The organism is Clostridium ganghwense, from assembly GCF_026735165.1.
In the GTDB taxonomy this organism is placed as follows: Bacteria; Bacillota; Clostridia; order Clostridiales; family Clostridiaceae; genus Clostridium_H; species Clostridium_H ganghwense.
On sequence record NZ_JAPQES010000002.1, the window covers coordinates 499987 to 520900 of the forward strand.

The window sequence follows — 20914 nt, forward strand, 5'->3', positions numbered from 1 at the left end:
ATTCTAAAGTATATAGTGTGCTTTTTCCCTAAATATTGCTTTCTATCTCTTTTAATTTGTTATAAATTAAATTAAATATGTATTCTTTATCTTGTGGATTATTTTGAAAATCCATATTATCTACATTTATTTTTAATATTGGTGAAATATTATAACTGTTAAAATACTCACTGTAATGATTATTTAATCTTTGCCAATAATCTCTTTCAACTATTTTCTCATAGTCTCTTCCTCTTTTATTAATCTTTTTTATAGCTTCATCCACAGAAGTTTCTAAATATATCATAAGTTTTGGAGCATGGCAGTGTTCAATCATGTTTTCAAATAAATCAACATACAATCCGTACTCTTCTTTACTCATTTCTCCACTTTCCATAAGCATTTTTGCAAAAATCAAATCTCCATATATGCTTCTATCTAATATAGCATTATTCATTTTTGCAGCTTCCTTTATCATTCTAAATCTGTTATTAAGGAAGAATATTTGAAGAGAAAAACTATATCTTTCTCTATCATAATAGAACTTGTCCAATATAGGATTGTCCACAACTGGCTCCAAAAAAGCTTTATAACCTAACTCTTCAACTAACATATTCATTAAAGTTGTCTTACCAACTCCTACAACTCCATCTACTACAATCACGTTCCAGCATCCCTTTCTATTAATTTTCTTTAGTATATCTTTGTAATTCATTACATTACTCCTTAGTTTACTCTTTGTATTAATATGTACTCAATTATTATATCATAATTTCATCTTTAAAATTAAACAATTTGCATAAATTAAAACACCCATTAACGAGTGTTTTAATTTATATTATTGAATATTATTTACCTGTATTTGCATTTATTTTCTTTGCTCTAGATGGAGCAATTATTATTACTGCAATTGCACAAACAAGCATTAAATATGGATAGAAGTTATATTTCATGATTGCAAAAGGAGATATTGCAGCAAGTCCTGATGCAGCTAATAATTGCCCACTATAAGGTATCATTCCCTGGAATGCACATGAGAAAGTATCCAATAAGCTAGCTGATCTCTTAGGTTCAATATCATATTCATCAGCTATGTCTTTTGCTAAAGGTCCTGTCATTATGATAGCAATAGTATTATTTGCCACACAGATATCAACTAAACTAACCAAGAAAGCTATTCCAAATTCAGCTCCCCTTTTACTTTTAATTCTTGAACCAACAAAGTCTATCAAGAAATCAATTCCACCATTTAATTTTATAATTTCAACTAATCCACCTATTAATATAGCAATCATAGCTAAATCTTCCATACCCATCATTCCTTTAGATGCTGATGCTATAAATCCAAAGAAGTCAAAGTCTCCATATGCCATACCAACTATACCTGCAAAAATTGTTCCACCTACTAAAACTGCCATAACATTCATTCCTGCTATAGCTGCAATTAATACTGCAAGATATGGTAAAACCTTTACAATATTATAAGGATGCTCAGTTGCTGCTACACTAGGCCCTCCAGATGTTACAACAGCAAGAATTATTGCAGTTACTATTGCTGCTGGTAAAACTATTTTAAAGTTAGCCTTAAATTTATCTTTCATTTCACACCCTTGAGTTCTAGCTGCTGATATTGTAGTATCTGAAATCATTGATAAGTTATCACCAAACATAGCTCCACCTACAACAGCTGCAACGCATATTCCCATTGCAATACCTGTTTGCTGTGAAATTCCCGCTGCTATTGGAGTTAAAGCAACTATAGTCCCCATTGATGTTCCTATGGAAATAGATATAAAACACCCAATAATAAATACTCCAGCCATTAAAATATTTTGTGGTAAAATTGTTAAGCCCAAATTAACTGTTGAATCTACTGCTCCCATATCTCTTGCAACACCTGCAAAAGCACCTGCTAAAATAAATATTATACACATTAAGATAATATTGGGCTCTCCTCCGCCTTCACAAAACAAGTCAACTTTTTCCTCAAGCTTTAACTTCTTGTTCATAACTAACGCTGCTATACCAGCAATTACAAAGGCAAGGTTAACTGGCATTGCATAAAAATCCTTCTTTATTAGACCTGAACCAATGAATAGTAGTAAAAACAATACCAATGGAAGTAAAGCTTTTGGGTTACCCTTGTACTTCTTTTGATTTGACATGAAATTTCCTCCCTATATAATTAATAAATTATTTATTATTATTAATTCATAGTTAAACATCTAATTTTTACATTTTAGCAAAAGCCTGCTCTAAATCTGCTATAATATCCTCAGTATTTTCTATACCTACTGAAAGTCTTATTAATCCATCAGTTATACCGCTGGCTCTTCTTTCTTCTAGTGGTAAAGATTTATGAGTCATAGAAGCTGGATGCTCTATAAGTGTTCCTACATCACCAAGACTTACTGCAAGTTCTATCATTTCTAAGTTGTCACATAGTTCTCTAGCTTTATCTAAGCCTCTCTTAACTTCAAATGAGATTAATGCTCCAAAGCCTTTCATTTGTTTTTTAGCTAATTCATGTTGTGGGAAAGATTTAAGTCCAGGATAAAAAACTTTTTCTACTTTTGGATGAGATTCTAAATATTCAGCAACCTTCATTGCATTTTTTATATGCTGCTCCATTCTTAAAGGAAGAGTTTGAATTCCACGTTTAACTAGGAAACATGTAAAAGGTGAAACCAAGGCTCCAATTTTAGTTACTCCTTCATGCAAACCTTTTGTAATAAATCCCTTAGATCCGACAACAGCCCCTGCTATGCAGTCTCCATGACCATTTAAATATTTAGTTGCACTGTGAACAACAATATCCGCTCCTAACTTAAGAGGTTTTTGCAGATACGGTGTCATGAATGTATTATCAACTACTAAAGTTAAGTTATGTGCTTTACAAAATTGTGATACTTTTCTTATATCTGTTATTCTTAGTGTAGGATTTGCTGGAGTTTCTACATGCACTACTTTTGTATTAGATTTCAAAGCTTTTCCAATCTCTTCAATTTTTGAAGTATCTACATAAGTTACATCAATGCCAAAAGGTCTTAACATCTTATCAAATAATCCATATGTTCCTCCATAAACTACATCTCCACAAATTACATGGTCTCCAGCCTTAAGAAGAGCCATATGTGCATTTGCTATAGCTGCCATTCCTGATGCAAATACTTTACAAGCTTCTCCACCTTCAAGTGCAGCTATTTTCTCTTCAAGTTCTATCTCAGTAGGACTATGATCTCTCCCATAAAGATAGCCAAACTTTTCTCCTGTAAATATTTTTCCTGCCTCTTCCGTACTTTCATAAGCATAAGTTGATGTTTGGTATATAGGCGATACTAATGCTCCTGTTGCTGTACATGGTTCACACCCCACATGAACTGCTTTTGTATTCATTCCCCATTTTTCTATATTTGCCATTTTGTAATCCCCCTTAGCTTTATCTATATTCATATAGTAATTTTTCATCATTTATAAATCTTTTCACATCTTCAACTATCATGATCGTATGATTATCTATTGCATCATAAGTTGCTCCTGCTAAATGAGGTGTAATAACTATATTATCAAGTTCTATTACAAAAGGATGATTTTTATATATAGGTTCTGATGCAAATACATCTAGTGCAGCTCCTGCTATTTTTTCTTCTCTTAAAGCCTCTATTAAAGCTTCTTCATCAACAATTGCTCCTCTTGATGTATTTATAAAATATGCTGTTTTTTTCATTTTCTCAAATTCATCTTTTCCTATAAGTCCTCTTGTACTCTCATCTACTTTACAGTGACAACTTATAAAATCAGACTCTCTAAAAAGCTTATCTAAAGAAACCTTTTCTTGAACATTATCATTTATCTCTACACTAGATAATAATGGATCATATACATATATCTTCATTCCAAAAGCTCTAGCAATATTTGCTACTTTTTTTCCTATACTTCCATATCCAATTAGCCCCAAAATATGTCCTTTAAGCTGTATTCCCTTAAACAATACATAAGGTGTTCCTGCTCCCAAAGCCCAAGTTACATCTTCTTTTAAACCTTCTTTAATCTCATTTTTAACTTTTTTATTTTCTAAGTGCATTCCATCTTTAAGACTCTTATATGCCATGGGAATTTTTCTTGATATGCTTAACATAGAAGCTATTGTAAATTCAGCTGTGCAATCCGAATTTCTTCCTGGTGTATATATAACTGGTATACTTCTCTCTTTAGCTGCTTTTATATCTATATTAACTGGATTAGCTCTTGTACAAGCAATTAATTTTAAGTCTTTACACTCATCAATTACTTTTTTTGTTATTGGATCATAACTTGTTATCAATATATCCTTTCCTTTTAAGAGCTGAATCATATCATCTTCTTCAAGCTTTCTAAGCTCCTTCCCCCAACCAGCAATAGTAATTTCACCAAATTCATACAATTCCTTTAATAACTCTTGATTTATTTCAGCAGTTACTAATATTTTCAATACATTCTCCCTTCTTATTTGTATTGTTTTTGTATTTATTAAATTATTTTCCATATGAATTCAAAAAAAAGTCTCTCATAAAATTAACATCTTTATCATCTAAAGCTACTGGATTTCCTATAGATTTTGCTAAACAATAAGATTTAAGTGAAACTTCTACTACGTTTGTAATTTTAAATGCATCTTTTAAATCTTTGCCTACACAAACTCCTCCATGATTTGCAAGTAAAACTGCCATTCTATCACCTAATGCTTCTGCACAATTACTTGCAAGCTCTTGTGAACCTGGAAGTCCATATTTAGCTGTTTTTATTCCTCCACCAACTATTTGAGCCATTTCATCCAATACTGCAGGTACATCTGTTCTTGTAGCTGCTACTGCACAAGTATAAATAGAATGTGTATGAATTACAGCATTTACATCTTCTCTCTTTTTATAAATTCCTAAATGAAGACCTGCTTCTATAGAAGGTTTTTTACCTGATACTAGCTTGCCATCCATATCTACTAAAGACATCATTTCTGGAGTAATTTTCTCATAATCTACCCCACTTGGTGTTATAACTATGTATTTCCCATCTGCAGTTCTTACACTAAGGTTTCCCCATGTTCCTACAGTTAAACCACTGTTTAACATTGTTTTTCCAGCTTCAATTACCATTCGTTTTTCTTCCATATAATTATTCATAAAATCACCTCATAATATATTTTTAATATTCTAAATGAAAAATATCTTTCCTTAAATTCCATAAATCATATTCAACTTCTCTTAAAATCCTATAAAGTCTATATATCTTTTCATATATTTTTGTATTATTATCTCTAGGAGTAAAACATCTTTTAACCTTTAAAGTATTTAATGCTGCTGCTGCAATATCGTTATATACACCTACTTGCACACCAGCTGCTAGAGCAGCTCCTTTAGCCGCGAATTCATTTCCACTTGGAATTATTACTTCACATGCAGTACAATCTGAAATTATCTGAGCCCAATAAAAGCTTTTAGCGCCGCCACCACCTAAGTATATTTTTCTAGAACTTTCTACTCCTTGTAAACAGTCTTTGATTGAAAGAGCTATTCCTTCATATACGGCTTTTAGCAGGTAATACCTATCTGCATTGTTTGATATTCCAAAAAATTGAGCTCTAGCATTTGCATTAAAAAAAGGTGCTCTTTCTCCACCAGTACTTATATATGGATGATAAATAATTCCTCCTGAACCAACTGGCACATTTTTTATTTTCTCTTCTAGTATTTCATATAAGTTTTTATTATTTTCTTGTGCTAATCTTTTATCTTCTATAAAAAAGTTATCTATAATCCAATCTAAGTTAGGTGTTCCAGCCATAGATGCAATAACATTTAAATATAACTTGTCTACTGCATGACATTCAAAGCCTGAAGAATTGTTTATATTAGATTTATAACATGACCTTACAACTTCATTACAGCAAGTTGTTCCAAGTATTGTACAGCAATCGCCTTCTTTTACAGCTCCAATTCCAACTGCCGATGCTACTACATCCATCATTCCTGCAGCAACAGTTGTTCCTTCACATAATCCTGTAAGTTCTGCTGCTTCTTTGCTTATCTTACCTGCAAAATCATAAGGTTTAACTACATCTTTAAATAACTTTCTATATTCTTTGATTTCTAATACATCCATAACTTCATCTGAAATTGTACTATTGTTTAAATCCAATATTGATGTTGATGCATCTGTAACATCTATACATATATCACCTGTAAGCTTAAATCTAAGCCAGTCTTTACAAAATAAACAATGATATGCCTTTTTTAAATTTTCTGATTCATTTTCCTTCAACCATCTTAAAATTATAGATGTAGCTCCTGAAAAAGCATAAGAGCCTGTAATTTCTTTTATTCTATTCCACTTTTCTTTATCTTCTTTTATTTTTTCAACAATACCAACTGCTCTTGCATCACTCCATAAAATAGCATTTCTTACAGGGCTACCTCTAGAATCTATAAGCCAACATCCTTCTCCTTGTCCAGTAATTCCTATACTCAATATTGAGGCAGAGTCTATATTATTTTTTTCTATAATTTCTTTAATAACTTTGCAAAAATTCTCCCATAAAAGATTCATATCCTGTTCTGTCCAAGTCCTATATTTTTTTATAATTTTATTTTTTCTAGATACAATAAATTTTTCTTCTCCATTTATTCCAAATAATACAGCTTTTATATTTGAAGTTCCTGCATCTATACCCATTAAGTATTTATCTTGCATCATTCCTCCTCCCTTATCTTTTTAGTTAATATTTAAAATGTTATTGGCTATAATGTTGTCTTATCTATTATTATTCATCCCTTTCTCTTTAAATTACACTTACCCACAATTAATAATTATCAATAAAAAAAATCTTTAGATTGCTAAAGTTTAACAATCTAAAGATTTTTTATTAAATTAAGCTATACATTTTTTATTCGTATATATTGAATATCCTATTTGCTCTACTGTAGAATATAAACTTGTTGTTATAAAATATATACCAACAGCTATAGGAGCTCTTGCTAAAAATAAAACACTAACTGCTCCAATCATTATTACATTTCCTAATGAAAGCTTTCCTCCCCCAATATTCTTTAATATTCCTAAAGTAGAAAGAATATTAGGCAGCAATTGAATAAGAGCCGCTGCTATAGGTAATATAAAATATGGATCTGAAATCTTCAATGTTGAAACCCAAGGTATAACTTTTGTTCCCACTTCTACTGCCATGGTTGAGAAAACCTTATATAGCGAATACATAACTGGTATCTGAAGTATCATTGGTAAACATCCTAATATACTTGATGAATTACTCATATACAATTTCTGAAGTTCCTCATTCAATTTCTCTTTATTCTGATTATATTTTTCTTTAAGCTGGTGAACTTTTTTTGAAAGTTCCTGCTGTTTCTTTAAACTTTTTCTTTGTTTTATGGCTATTGGAAGAAGCATAGTTCTTACCAATATAGTTAAAAGAATTATAGCTATTCCATAGTCTCCTGAGATATTGAATAATACATTTAATAAGTCATTAAATATTGTGAAAATAACGTTCATATAATCTTCTCCTTTACATTCTCATATGTCTTTTAGATATATAAATTATTTTCACTAATTATTTCTCTACACAAAATCTCCATATCTCATATTTTTCATAGGACAGATAATCTTTAATTACAAGTTTCCTCAAATATCCAATAATTGTAATAGCATTGTTTTTTATACTTTTACAACCAAATAGTTTATTCTTAAATTCTTTTATAGTACATCTAATACATGAAAAAGCCACCATAAAAAAACTTACTATCAAAAGTATATATATTGAATTGATAATATCAAATTTAATCATAAATTTCTCCTATTTTATTGAGCAACCTAATTATTGTTAATAATATACTATTATTGTTCTTAATAACATAATATATATATAATTATATATTATATTACTATTATCCTATTTATGCAACTTGACATAAGTTATCTAAAAAAGCTAGTGGAATATTAAAACTCCACTAGCTTTTACAAACTTGTTTCTTACTATTTTTTTTGGTTTTTAGGATTTCCAAATCCCGCCTGTTTCTTTTGATCTTCTAATGCAAATTCTCCAGCAGCCTCCATATTAACCTTTTGTAATTCTCTCTGTCTTTTTTCAGCTCCTCTATTGTTACCTTCTGCTTTTTGCTTTTTTCTTTTTGCCATTTTATTTCCTCCTTAATATTAGAACTTACTCTAATATTTTAACCAATCTTTTAAAATATATTTTTATATTAAGTTATAAATATTTTCTGTAATAAAAAAAAGATGGCTGACTAACCATCTCTTTCAAACTGCTGCATACAACATATAACTACTGTGGATTATACATACCCTTACTTTCCATATATTGATATACAGACTCTCCATGTTTTTGTTCTTCTTTTTGAATATGATTTAATACATCCCTAATATTTGTATCTCTAAACTCAAATATTGATGTATCATAAGCTGATGAAACATACTTCTCTGTCATCAAAATATCTTCACACATCTGCACATCAGATGCAGCAGACATTCCAGCTTCCTGCATATTTTGATTTTGTTCCATAGGTTGGTTATTCGCTTGCTGTCCTCCCTGTGCATTTAAATCTGGAAGTTGACCATTCAATAATTGATTAATACTATCTAAATGTTGTTTCTCTTGATTTGCATTACTAGTGAATATTTGCTTAAGTTGAGGATCACTAGCTTTGTTTGCATATTCTGTATATTTCTCAATGCATAACTCCTCATGACTTTTCTGATCTTGTAAAAGCATTGTTTCTTTTTGAGTTAAACTTACATTCATATTATTACCTCCAATAGTTTTTTACTACTATTATAGTGTGTAATGTAAGTTATTTTATTCTTTTATTTATTTTTAAAAACCTTGACCTTATAACAGATTTTTTTCCATATCTAATTCTAAACTCATCAATAGTTCTATCCAAAACTGCATTTTTTTCTATATTTTCTTTATCAAAGATAGAAACTTGTGTTACTTTATCACTGCATAAATACCCAACTCTTACTCCCAAAAGTCTAATAGGATCACCTTTCCACATTTCATCAAAAAGTTCTTTTGTAACTTCTAATATTCTATCTGTTGAATTAGTATGATAATCTAGCTTTCGCTGGTGAGAATAACTTTTAAAAGAACTATTTTTTATACTAACAGCAACAGAACTACATAGATTTTTTGAATCTCTTAGTCTCATAGATACCGTTTCCACTAAAGATATTAAAATTTCATATGCAACTTCTTTCTCCTTTATATCATAAGGTAGAGTTGTAGAGTTGCCTATTCCTTTCATTTTAATATACTTTCTTTCATCCACTTCCGATTCATCAATACCATTTGCATATTTCCATATAAGTGTTCCATACTTTTTAAATTTATATTGAAGTATTTCTAAATCATACCTTGCCAAATCACCAATTGTATTTATATTTAGACCTTTAAGCTTAGAAGCTGTAGCTCTACCTACCATGAAAAGTTTTTCAATAGATAACGGCCACATTTTTTTCTTAACTTCATTTTCAAACAATGTGTGAACCTTATCAGGCTTTTCAAAATCGGAAGCCATTTTTGCTAATAATTTATTGCTACCTACACCAATATTAACTGTAAATCCTAGTTCATTCTTAATCCTATCCTTTATCTTATTAGCCATTTGTATAGGTTCTCCATATATATTATACATTCCAGTATAGTCTAAGAAACACTCATCTATAGAATATCTTTGAACACAAGGAGAATATTCTTTTAATATGTTAACCATCTCTTTACTATATTTTATGTAGATATCAAAATTAGGTGGAACAATTTCTAAGCTAGGACACTTTTCTAGAGCTCTTACTATAGGCTCTCCTGTATTAATATTATATTTTTTAGCAGGAATTGATTTAGCTAAAACAACTCCATGTCTTTTTTCTCTATTACCACCGACAACTGATGGTATCTTTCTTAAATCAACTTCTTTTCCCATCTTTAATCTATGTACTGCTTCCCAAGATAAAAAGGCCGAGTTAGTATCTATATGAAAAATGATTCTTTTTTCTTTATTTTTCATTTTATCTTCCTTCCTTTTCCATAACTCTCATAATTATTATACTCAAACATATGTTCGTTTTCAATGACTAAATTTTGTATTTGAAGATATAGGTTAATTCATGCTATTATTTTATTGGTATTTACTAATATGAGGAGGCTAGTTATGAACAAAAGATTGAAAGATTTCGCAATAATAGGATTTGCATTATTTGCAATGTTTTTTGGAGCCGGTAATTTGATTTTTCCTCCTTCACTTGGAAAATCAGTTGGTTCAGCCTATTTATTGTCTTCAGTAGGATTTATAATAACAGGAGTTGGTCTTCCCCTGCTCGGTATTTTAGCTTGTGTAAAGAGTGGCGGAAGTTTTGAAAATATGGCTGGTAAAGTAAGTAAACCCTTTGCTATTATTACAACCACTGCTCTTATGCTTGCAATTGGGCCAATGCTTGCAATACCTAGAACAGCTGCTACAACCTTTGAATTAAGTATACAACCTTTATTTCCGTCAATAAAGCCCATTACAGCTATACTGATATACTTTTTTATAAATCTTTGCTTTGTACTTAAACCAAATTCTATAATTGATAATATAGGTAAATTTTTAACTCCTATCCTTTTAATTATGTTATCTTCAATAATCATAAAAGGAATAATCTTTCCTATAGGTCCCATTATTAATACTGGATATACAAATGTTTTTTCCAATTCTTTATTAGAAGGTTATCAAACTATGGATGCAATGGCATCTGTAATTTTTGCTTCAATAGTAATATCTTCTGTTAAAGCTAAAGGATATAAAGAAGATGCTGAAATTACTTCTGTAACAATTAAATCTGGTATTGTTGCAGTTATAGGATTAAGCTTTATTTATGGAGGACTTTTATATTTAGGATCACAAACAGCTACTTTATACGGAAACCAAATTACTAAGACAAAATTAGTTATGGAAATTTCAAGAAGTGTTCTTGGAAACTTTGGTGCTTTTGCTCTAAGTATTTCTGTAGGAGTTGCATGTTTAACTACTTCTATTGGTTTAACTGCTACAGGTGCTAAATTCTTCACAAAAATTTCAAACAATAAAATACCTTATAATATAAATGTCTTTATAATAACAATATCTAGTATAATAATATCTCTTAAAGGTGTAGACACAATAGTAGCTTTTGCAGGTCCTATTTTACAAGTGCTATACCCTATAGTAATCCTTCTAATTTTAACAAGCTTACTGCAGAAATGGATTAAAAATAATAAGATTATAGCTATAACAATCTATGTAACATTTATAATTTCTCTAATAAATACATTAAACTCTTTAGGCATTAAAATCGTATTTTTAGAAAATCTATTAAATTCCATACCTTTAGCAGACCTAGGATTTGTATGGATAATTCCTGCTTTAATAACTTTTGTAGTTTCATACATAGTTTTAAACAATAACCAAACACATATAAATTTTGATAAAAATAATATAAATAAAAAAGCATCGTAAAAGAAAAGTGCACCGCACTTTTCTTTTATCATACCATAAGTTTTTCCCAAGTATTCTTTCCAACAATTCCATCTACAACTAATCCATTAACTTTTTGAAATAATAGTATAGCACTTTCGGTATTTCTTCCTAAAATACCATCTTCTATCCCAGCTTTATATCCTAGTTTGTTTAATCTGTTTTGCACTAATTTTATATCTTGGCCTCTCATCATAGGAGTATTATATTTTAATATTCTTGAAAGAGATTTTATTGGTTTTGCAACTGTCTTTGAAGCTTGTTCTGAAGTGTTGTTCAATACTTTTCGTCCTAGTATTCCGTAAACAACAGCTTCAGCACATTTTTGCCTTACATCTGCTCTGTTTAATTTCCGTGCATCTTCTATATTATCAATAAATCCAAATTCATTAAGTATTGCAGGCATAGCTGAAGCTCGTATTACATATAAATAATCTCCATATCTTCCTTCTTTACTCTTTATTCCTCTTGATTTGAATATTCCACTAAGATTTTTTTCTACATTTATAGCATATTGCTTTCCCTTGCCCTCATAAATTGAATGCCATACTTCTATTCCAACTCCTCCACCAGCATTGATATGATTTGAAATAAATATATCTGCTCCCCATTTGTTAGCTTCTGTTGTTCTAACTGTTAAATTAACGAATCTATCAGTAGTTCTCGACATTTTAACCTGATGACCTAATGTTTCAAATAATTGTTTCTGCCTTAAAGAAATATCTAGGACTAAATCTTTCTCTGAAAGTCCATTAGCTGTTGCACCTGGATCTATTCCACCATGTCCTGGATCTATAAATATTTTCATATATCTCCCCCCATTTTATCTTGAAATAAAATCCACTACATTTTAAATATATGCAACTTCCTTAAATTTGTAGTGTACTTTTGTACTAAAGATTTCTTTTAAAACATATTTTTATTTATATATCAATAAAAATGAGGTGCTATAGATTTGAAAAAAGGTAGTTTAATACTATTAATATTACTATTAATAGGTTCAATATTTGCAAGTGGTAAAATGTATTTAAACAGGAAAAAACCTTCAAATTTTTATTATACAAATTTACTAGCAAAAAATATTTCATTATGTAATAAATATGATGCTCTAGTATTAGATACAAACTTTTATAAAACCGAAGATCTTTCTTCTGAAGATATAATCATTATAAAAAGTTTTTTAAGTGAACTTAGGAAACCTAATTTTATACAGAAACCTATATCTTTACCTAAAAAACCTCTATATAAAATATTCCTTACATTTTACAAAACAAACGAAAAATACGTTATAAATATATATTCCAATGAATATATATCAATTCAACCTTGGGATGGTGAATTTACTATGGACTACATAACTATGACTGAGATACCTCTTAGATATAATTTATATAATCTCAGCAAACATGCTTTCAACAAAACACCTAAATTTGACTAAAGAAAGGTAGTATACATTAAACCTGTATACTACCTTTCTTTTATCTTAATTAATTAAATACATCTATAAGATTATAAAATACATCTTCATTTTCTCTAAGCTTTGCTTCATTTCCAACAACACATAAATACTCTTCCTTCATTGCATCACTTATCATGTCTGCAAAACCTTTTATCTCTTCTCTAGAAGCATTTAAAACTTCATCTCTTTCCTTTTGTATATCTTCTTTTGTAATATTACTGAAATAGCAAGATGCTGCTTTATCTGCCTTCATAGATGGAGTTAATGGAGTATCTAAGTTACTTATGGTTCCAATGATATACTTAGTCATTTGTCTCTTATCAGCCTCAAAGTTTCTTAAATAGTTTTCCAAATTCTTATATACTTCTAATGTTTCTTTTAAATTAGGGTCACGATATGAACCAAAGAACATATTTCCACTTCTTCCAAAGGAAGCAAAAGCACCATATGCTCCTCCCAAAACACGCACATTGTTCCATAAATAATCTAAGCTTGCAATAGTTTTTAGAACTTGAAGACTTCCCTTATACTCATATCCTAATTTTCTATAATTGCATCCCTTTACAACATATTGTACGTCTCCTTGAGTCATTAATCCCTCATTACATGCTTTAAGCTCAAAATTATACTGTTTATATTCTAATTTTTCATTTCCTAACTTATTTACTAAAGGACATATATTTTTCTCAATTTCCTTATAATCTTCTTCTTCAACAGCAGCACTTATTATTAAATTATTTTTATTAAATATTTCTTTAGATATCTTTTCTAGGTTAGAAATAATCTCATCAGCTTTTGAATCAAAATTTTTCTCTAAGTTTTCAACAAATTTATAGAACTTTAATCCTGATGTAATCTCTTCATATTGTCCAACAGGTGAAAAATAAGAGAATAGTCTATGTGCTGCAACTACATGCCCAGCATCAAAAATAGCCATTTCTAAACGTGATTTTAATTCTTGAATTATCTCTTTTAATCTCTTTTTATCATCAAATTTGGTTCTAAGAATAATTTCTTCTAAAATTTCAGACAGCTTAGGAAGTTTATCTACTAAAGCTTTTGATTTTATTAAAAATTTAGGGGTATATTCTCCTGCAGTATTGTTTAAAATATAGGTCGTTGGACTATATACTATTCCACCAGTATAAATATTTATTTCATTTGCCAAGTCCATATATGTGTAATTTTCAGTATCTACTTTCCCCATAACAGCAGATAAAAGTCCAATGTATTGTATTAACTCTTCTTCCACCACTCTAGTATCAAAAATAAATCTCAAATAAGCTATTTTATTAGTAAACATAGGATTAAAAAGCATTTTATTTCCGCAAATTTCTCTTTCTTCTAACGAAAGTTCCTCAGTCTTAGGATCAATATCTTCTAAGGAAAGTAATGGTACTTTTTCTAAGTCCTCTTGCTTCTCTCCACTTACTTGTCTTTCTTTTAAAGCTAAAGTATCTTTAACTAATTTATCTAGCTCTTCTTCAGAAAGAGATTTTTTATAATCGCTTAATTTCTTTCTTACAGCTTCAGTCTTTTCTTCTGCCATACCAGGTTTAGGGTTCAAAACAAGTACACTGCTGTGTTTAGTATTGAGTAAATGTTTTTCTATAAGCTTTTCAAAATAATCTGTTTCCAAAGCACTCTTTATTTTTTCTAAAGTTTTCTCATACTCTAAATGTATTAAAGGATTTTTATCATGAAGCCAGCTATTTAAAGCTTTAGTATAATATAATAATCCTTTAGGATAAGTTCTTGTATCTCCCTCTCTTAATCTAAATTCTTTTATATTTATGCACGCCTCAACTAATTTTTTATCTATTCCATTTGTAACAAGTTCACTTAAAGTATCAAAAACAATCTTCTTAAAACTTTCCTTCTTATCTGCATTTGAATTTTTTACTATAATACTGAATACTGGTTGAAGTATACTATTGTCATAGAAACCATATACATCCTTGCCTAGTCCAGACTCTATAAGCGCTTTTTTAAGTGGTGCTGCTGGTGTTTCTAAAAGTAAATATTCTAATATTTGAAAAGCTAAATAAACCTCTGGATCTGTACATTCACCTATTACAAAATTCAAACTTAAAAAGGCTTTATCTTTTCCATCATCATTTGGTGATACTGGATATTCAGCTACAATTTCTTTAATCTTATTAAAAGGTTTTTGCACTTCTATATGAGAATCTATATTAGCCTTATCAAATTCATTTAAATATTCTTCACTTATAAACTTAAGCTGCTTTTCCAAATCTCCATCTCCATATAAATAAATATAGCTATTAGATGGATGATAATATTTTTTATGGAAATCTATAAATTGGTCATAAGTAAGATTTGGTATTTCAACAGGATCTCCACCAGATTCTACTCCATAAGTAGTATCTGGGAATAGAGATTCTTGTATTTTCCTATAAAGCACATCATCTGGAGATGAAAAAGCTCCTTTCATTTCGTTATAAACTACTCCCTTATAAGTAATTTCATCATTTTTATTGTTAATTTCATAATGCCAACCTTCCTGCATCAATATTTCAGGATATTTATATATATTAGGATGAAGTGCAGCATCTAAATAAACATCCATCAAGTTAAAAAAGTCCTTTTCATTCTTGCTTGCAACTGGATATAAAGTTTTATCTGAATAAGTCATTGCATTTAAAAAAGTATTTAAAGAACCTTTAGCAAGCTCTACAAAAGGGTCTTTTATTGGAAATTTTCTTGAACCACAAAGAACAGAATGCTCCAATATATGAGGTACTCCAGTACTGTCACTTGGAGGTGTTCTAAATCCTATTGCAAAAACCTTGTTATCATCATCATTTTGTAGGTTTAAAAGTTTTGCTCCACTTTTTTCATGTACAAAAACTCTAGCTTTAGAATTTATTTCTTTAACTTCATATTCTTCCATTAGTTTAAAACCATGATATACTTTATTAAGTTCAAATTTCATTTAAGTTCCTCCTCTACTATATGTATATATTATATATTCTACCAAAACTTACTGTGAATAATATACTCCTATATATAAAATTCACCTTTTTTTAATTTTTAATTCGTAAATCTGTAATCTATCGTAGAAAATATATTTATACATATATACTTAGACAATTGCAACTATATAACAAAAGAGAATCTTTTCTAAGTAAGAAAAAATTCTCTTTATTGTATTATTTAAGTAAAATTCTGTTTTTATTTTCTGCTGAAATATTCTAGGATAGACTCTTTAGCTATATTTACCATACGCTCCATTTCCTCTTCTTTTATAACATAAGGAGGCATAAAATAAACAATATTTCCAAGTGGTCTTAGTAAAACACCTTTTTCTAAAGCTATCTTGTAAATTTGATATCCTACTCTTTCCTTCCAATCAAAAGCTTCTTTCGTTTCTTTATCTTTAACCAGTTCTATAGCCCCAACCATTCCTATTTGTCTGTATTCGCCTACATAAGGAATATCTTTTATAGCATTTTCAATTTTTTCTTTTAAAAGCTTAGATTTTTCTAAATTCTTTTGAAGAATATCTTCTTCTTCAAAAATCTTAAGAGTTTCCACAGCAACAGCACATCCTAGTGCATTTCCAGAATAGCTATGACTATGTAAAAAAGCTTTCATAGTATTGTAATCATCATAAAAAGCATCATAAATTCTATCTGTCATCAAACAAAGGGATAGAGGCATATATCCTGCAGTAAGACCTTTTGAAGTACACATTATATCCGGTGAAACTTCTGCATGATTACATCCAAACATCTTTCCTGTTCTTCCAAAACCTACAGCTACCTCATCTGCTATAAAATTTATATCATATTTATCACATAATACTCTAAGCTTCTTAAGATATTGTGGTGAATAAATTTTCATACCTGCTGCACATTGAATCATAGGCTCTATTATTATAGCGGTTATTTCTTCATGTTTTTCCTTAACTACCTTTTCCATAGACTCAAAACATTCTCCACTACAATTCTCTCTATTTTGATTATATTTACACCTAAAACAATCTGGTCCATCTACTCTTATTACATCTAAAAGCAGCGGCTTATAGATCTGGTTATATAAATCTACTCCGCCTACAGAAAGTGCACCTAATGTTTCTCCATGATATGCATCAGTCAGAGCTACAAACTTTCTTTTCTTTTTCTTCCCTACTTGTTGATGATACTGAAAGCTCAATTTTAATGCAATTTCAATAGCTGAAGATCCATTATCACCAAAAAATATCTTACTTAGCCCCTTTGGTACCACCTTTATAATTCTCTCAGCTAGTTCTATTCCAGCTTCATGAGAAAAATTAGCAAAAATAACATGTTCCAGTTTGTTAGCTTGTCTATATATCGCATCATTTATTCTTTTATTTGAATGCCCAAATAAATTTACCCACCAAGAAGATACTGCATCTAAATATTTTTTTCCATTCATATCCTCGAGAAATACACCTTCTCCTTTTTTAATAACTATTGGTGGAAAGTTTTCATAATCCTTCATTTGAGAACAGGGATGCCATATGTATTTTAAATCTTTTTCTTGAAGTTCTTTCATATTGCTCAAATTATTCTCCCCCTAATCTTCAAATACCTTTTTTATATTTTCAATGGTTATATTCTTTTCATATTCTTCTCTTGATTTTTCAATAAGATTTTCATACTCTTTTGCTTTTACCTTGTTAATAACAGAAATTATATCTAATCCCGTAATATCTTTAATTACTCTTATATTATCATCTTCATAAAAAGTACCTTCATAACCGTTGATTATTATACCTTTTATATCTATTCCTTTACTTTTTAAAAACTCCACTGTTAAGACAGTATGATTTATTGTACCTACTCCTGCTCTTGCCACAATAACTGTAGGTATGTCCAAATCTTTAATAAGATTATATATATAGTAATTATTTCTTATTAAAGGAACTACTGCTCCTCCACTTCCTTCAGCTATTATAAAATCATATTTTTCTTTCAATTTTTTATATCCATCAAATAATATTTTTTTATGAATTTTAACATTTTCTATTTCTGATGCTATATGTGGAGATACTTCTGTTTTAAGACAATACGAGTTCATCACTTCATACGCTTCCTCTATATCTGTTATATCCTTTACGAATTTAACATCTCCAGATACTAAATTTGTACCTTCATAAACTCCTCCACTCTGTACTGCTTTGTAGCTACATGCATTAAATCCGTTTTTTCTTAAAACATATGTTATTCCAGCTGTAACAAAAGTTTTTCCTACATCTGTATCTGTTCCTATTATAAATATTCCTTTACTCATATCTTCACTCCATTAAATAGTGCATGTATTCTTTATCAAAAACTTACTATTTTATATTTCTAATCCTAAACAACTTATCATTTCTTTATCGTCTTCTATCTTACTTCCTATTGATGTTAAATAATTCCCAACTAATGCTGCATTTACTCCAGCTCTGAATCCCAAAGCTTGTTTATCTTTAAGTGCCATTCTTCCCCCAGCATATCTTATATAAGCATCTGGAATTATATATCTAAACACAGACATTGTCTTTAAAATTTGTAAAGGTAACAAAATTTCTATATTTTCACATGGTGTTCCTTTTATTGGAGTTAGTACATTAATAGGAACTGACTTTATACCTAATTCTTTTATTTCAAAAGCCATTTTCACTCTATCCTCAGCACTTTCACCCATACCAATTATTCCGCCACAGCAAATATCCATACCAGATTTTTGTACATTTTTCACTGTCTTTATTCTGTCTTCATAAGTATGAGTTGTACATATATTGGAATAATTACTACTGCTTGTTTCTATGTTATGGTGATACATGCTAACTCCTGCTTCTCTTAATCTCTTTAGTTGTTCATACGAAACTATTCCATGAGAAGCACATAAATTCAAAGTAGTGTCTTTTCTAAGTCTTGAATATATTTCAACTAATTTATCCAATTCCTCTTCACTACTAATTCCTTTACCACTAGTAACTATAGAAAATCTATGTGCCCCTTGCCCCTGAACCTCTAAAGCTCTATCTAATATTTCCTCATATTTTAGAAGCTTATATTCCTTTACTCCAGTGTTATAATGAGCTGATTGAGCACAATACTTACAATCTTCCGAACATCGTCCTGATTTACCATTTATGATTGTACATAAATCTACTTTATTCCCTAAAAACCTTTTTCTGATTTGGTTTGCTCCTTCAAATAAAACTCCTAAAGTTTCACTATCATTTCCATCAATATTTATAATTTTTAAAGCCTCTTCAAACTCTATACTTCCACCATTTAAAATTTTTTCTTTTATATTTATAATAAACTCCTTCATTATGAATTCCCTTCTTTAACTTTTTTCTATTCTGTTATCACTTTTGCTAATCCTGATTTTCTAAGTGCTGGTATTACGTGTACCGCAGTAAGTGCAACTAATATGCTGAGAATAAAATCTGAAGTGATATATGGAAGGAATCCAGCAGCAATAGCACCTTTTATTGTCATTGCTTTACCTATATAAAGATTTACAATCATATATAAATAAGATACTCCAAAGAAATATACAAAAAATAGTCCAGATAAAACCGCTCCTAATATTCTCCACACTTTAATTTCTTTTAAACCTTCAGTTAACTTTCCAATTACAAATGCACCTATTATAAAACCAATTAAGTATCCAAAGGTAGGTTGAAATATATAAGTTATCCCACCTCCATGTGCAAAAATAGGAATACCAATTAATCCAATACCTACATACAAAATTTGTGAATATAAACCATGTTTAGCTCCTAAAAAAATACCCGCATAAGCACAAAATACAAATTGTAGTGTAAATGGAACTAAAGGGGTTGGTATTTTTATAAAAGCACCTGCTGCTGTTAATGCTGCAAACATAGAAATTAAAATCATATCTCTTGTTTTCATATTCTCTTTCGCTCTCACTTTCATTATAATGTTTTCTCCTCTCAATAAATATTCATTGTAATTCTATTGTATATACATTATTTTCAATTGTCAACTCAAATCGAAAGTAAAGTTTACAATTAAAAATGTATAATTTTTCTATCATTAAATTAATCAATAAATTTTCTATGTAAACTACTTCTAAGTTTTAGGTAATAAAAAAACTTCTATACTATCTTAAAAATACTTTGATATGTATAGAAGTTAATAATTCTTTGTCTTCATCTATTCAAAAATTCTTTTAACTTATTTGGATAATTTGTAATAATTCCATCTACACCTATTTTACACATACGCTTAAATTCCTTCTTTTGATTTACAGTATAAGTATTTACTTTGAAATTACTAGTATGTGCTGCTTGTACAACTTCAGCATTCAAACAATTAAAACTTGGATGAATTGCATTAATTTCAAATTCTAAAGACTTAGCATATCTTTCAGGATGATATAAATTACTACCACATAAAACCCCTACCTTTACATTTTTATCAAGTTCCCTACATTTTTTTATAGAATGGTGATTAAAAGAAGAAATTATTACATTGTCACAAAGCTTATATTTATATATTTCTTTTAAAACCTTTTCTTCAAGATATTCATAATATATTATACTATTTTTTAATTCTAAATTTATAAGTATGTTCTTATCTTTAACATAATCTAAAAGCTCATCTAGTCTAGGTATTCTTTCTCCCTTAAATTCTTGTCCTTTTTTTATTCCTGCATCTAATTGACAGAGTTCCTTATAAGTATACTCACAAATTAATCCTATTCCCTCTGTAGTTCTATCTATTTTTTCATCATGACATAATACCAGAATATCATCTTTTGTCAGCTGTACATCTGTCTCAATCCCATCACATCCTACTTCTATAGCTTTTTTAAAGGCTATCATGGTATTCTCTGGGAAAACACCACTAAATCCTCTATGTGCTATATTTAATATTTTATTCATATATGTTCCTCC

20 protein-coding genes are annotated in these 20914 nt (G+C 29.4%); 2 read left to right on the forward strand and 18 right to left on the reverse strand.

All coding sequences use genetic code 11. The features are described 5' to 3' along the window. Window positions 1-28: 28 nt before the first annotated feature. The 11 genes from OXH55_RS09110 to OXH55_RS09160 all read right to left on the reverse strand — a co-directional run bounded on the left by OXH55_RS09110 (window position 29) and on the right by OXH55_RS09160 (window position 10055). Complete coding sequence (locus OXH55_RS09110; protein ID WP_268049604.1) at window positions 29-694, reverse strand: deoxynucleoside kinase; 666 nt, start codon at window positions 692-694, stop codon at window positions 29-31. Between the two features lie 133 nt (window positions 695-827). Continuing rightward, window positions 828-2144 carry a Na+/H+ antiporter NhaC family protein gene (locus OXH55_RS09115; protein WP_268049605.1) on the reverse strand — a complete coding sequence of 439 codons (1317 nt, stop codon included), beginning with the start codon at window positions 2142-2144 and terminating at the stop codon, window positions 828-830. Between the two features lie 67 nt (window positions 2145-2211). Beyond that, entirely contained in the window at window positions 2212-3399 is a 1188-nt protein-coding gene (locus OXH55_RS09120) for a trans-sulfuration enzyme family protein (RefSeq protein WP_268049606.1), read from the reverse strand. Between the two features lie 19 nt (window positions 3400-3418). Then, on the reverse strand, window positions 3419-4504 hold the full coding sequence (locus OXH55_RS09125; protein WP_268049607.1) for a 2-hydroxyacid dehydrogenase: 1086 nt from the start codon (window positions 4502-4504) through the stop codon (window positions 3419-3421). Then, a complete protein-coding gene (locus tag OXH55_RS09130; RefSeq protein ID WP_268049608.1) occupies window positions 4494-5138 on the reverse strand; it encodes a class II aldolase/adducin family protein in 645 nt (214 codons plus the stop codon). Before OXH55_RS09130 ends, OXH55_RS09125 begins: the two co-directional genes overlap by 11 nt. A gap of 22 nt (window positions 5139-5160) precedes the next feature. Beyond that, window positions 5161-6705, reverse strand: a complete 1545-nt coding sequence (locus tag OXH55_RS09135; RefSeq protein ID WP_268049609.1) for an FGGY-family carbohydrate kinase — start codon at window positions 6703-6705, stop codon at window positions 5161-5163. Between the two features lie 177 nt (window positions 6706-6882). Continuing rightward, window positions 6883-7524, reverse strand: coding sequence for a YidC/Oxa1 family membrane protein insertase (locus OXH55_RS09140; protein WP_268049610.1), 642 nt, complete (start codon window positions 7522-7524; stop codon window positions 6883-6885). Window positions 7525-7582: 58 nt separating this feature from the next. Further along, window positions 7583-7816, reverse strand: a complete 234-nt coding sequence (locus OXH55_RS09145; protein ID WP_268049611.1) for a hypothetical protein — start codon at window positions 7814-7816, stop codon at window positions 7583-7585. 188 nt (window positions 7817-8004) lie between these two features. Continuing rightward, on the reverse strand, window positions 8005-8166 hold the full coding sequence (locus tag OXH55_RS09150; RefSeq protein WP_268049612.1) for a hypothetical protein: 162 nt from the start codon (window positions 8164-8166) through the stop codon (window positions 8005-8007). Window positions 8167-8314: 148 nt separating this feature from the next. Continuing rightward, window positions 8315-8791: a ferritin-like domain-containing protein gene (locus OXH55_RS09155; RefSeq protein WP_268049613.1), complete on the reverse strand. Its 477-nt coding sequence runs from the start codon at window positions 8789-8791 to the stop codon at window positions 8315-8317. Window positions 8792-8840: 49 nt separating this feature from the next. Next, complete coding sequence (locus OXH55_RS09160; RefSeq protein ID WP_268049614.1) at window positions 8841-10055, reverse strand: DNA polymerase Y family protein; 1215 nt, start codon at window positions 10053-10055, stop codon at window positions 8841-8843. A gap of 144 nt (window positions 10056-10199) precedes the next feature. Here OXH55_RS09160 and brnQ point away from each other — a divergent pair, with 144 nt between their 5' ends. After that, on the forward strand, window positions 10200-11525 hold the full coding sequence (brnQ, locus tag OXH55_RS09165; RefSeq protein ID WP_268049615.1) for a branched-chain amino acid transport system II carrier protein: 1326 nt from the start codon (window positions 10200-10202) through the stop codon (window positions 11523-11525). Window positions 11526-11553: 28 nt separating this feature from the next. Here brnQ and OXH55_RS09170 read toward each other — a convergent pair whose 3' ends face one another. Further along, entirely contained in the window at window positions 11554-12351 is a 798-nt protein-coding gene (locus tag OXH55_RS09170; RefSeq protein WP_268049616.1) for an N-acetylmuramoyl-L-alanine amidase, read from the reverse strand. Window positions 12352-12498: 147 nt separating this feature from the next. Here OXH55_RS09170 and OXH55_RS09175 point away from each other — a divergent pair, with 147 nt between their 5' ends. Next, on the forward strand, window positions 12499-12981 hold the full coding sequence (locus tag OXH55_RS09175) for a DUF4883 family protein (protein WP_268049617.1): 483 nt from the start codon (window positions 12499-12501) through the stop codon (window positions 12979-12981). Between the two features lie 49 nt (window positions 12982-13030). On the opposite strand, the gene OXH55_RS09180 is transcribed toward OXH55_RS09175, so the two are convergent. The 6 genes from OXH55_RS09180 to OXH55_RS09205 all read right to left on the reverse strand — a co-directional run bounded on the left by OXH55_RS09180 (window position 13031) and on the right by OXH55_RS09205 (window position 20902). Beyond that, window positions 13031-15958, reverse strand: coding sequence for an insulinase family protein (locus OXH55_RS09180; RefSeq protein ID WP_268049618.1), 2928 nt, complete (start codon window positions 15956-15958; stop codon window positions 13031-13033). Window positions 15959-16197: 239 nt separating this feature from the next. Then, window positions 16198-17547: an adenosylmethionine--8-amino-7-oxononanoate transaminase gene (gene bioA, locus OXH55_RS09185; RefSeq protein ID WP_268049657.1), complete on the reverse strand. Its 1350-nt coding sequence runs from the start codon at window positions 17545-17547 to the stop codon at window positions 16198-16200. 21 nt (window positions 17548-17568) lie between these two features. After that, window positions 17569-18285 (reverse strand): dethiobiotin synthase, encoded by a 717-nt coding sequence (gene bioD, locus OXH55_RS09190; RefSeq protein ID WP_268049619.1) that lies wholly within the window; start codon window positions 18283-18285, stop codon window positions 17569-17571. 51 nt (window positions 18286-18336) lie between these two features. Beyond that, window positions 18337-19317, reverse strand: a complete 981-nt coding sequence (bioB, locus tag OXH55_RS09195) for a biotin synthase BioB (protein WP_268049620.1) — start codon at window positions 19315-19317, stop codon at window positions 18337-18339. Window positions 19318-19343: 26 nt separating this feature from the next. Continuing rightward, the gene (locus OXH55_RS09200) at window positions 19344-19907 is read right to left on the reverse strand and encodes a biotin transporter BioY (protein ID WP_268049621.1); all 564 of its coding nucleotides are present in this window, start codon (window positions 19905-19907) and stop codon (window positions 19344-19346) included. A 260-nt stretch (window positions 19908-20167) separates the two neighbouring features. Next, window positions 20168-20902, reverse strand: a complete 735-nt coding sequence (locus OXH55_RS09205; RefSeq protein WP_268049622.1) for a glycerophosphodiester phosphodiesterase — start codon at window positions 20900-20902, stop codon at window positions 20168-20170. Window positions 20903-20914 lie beyond the last annotated feature (12 nt).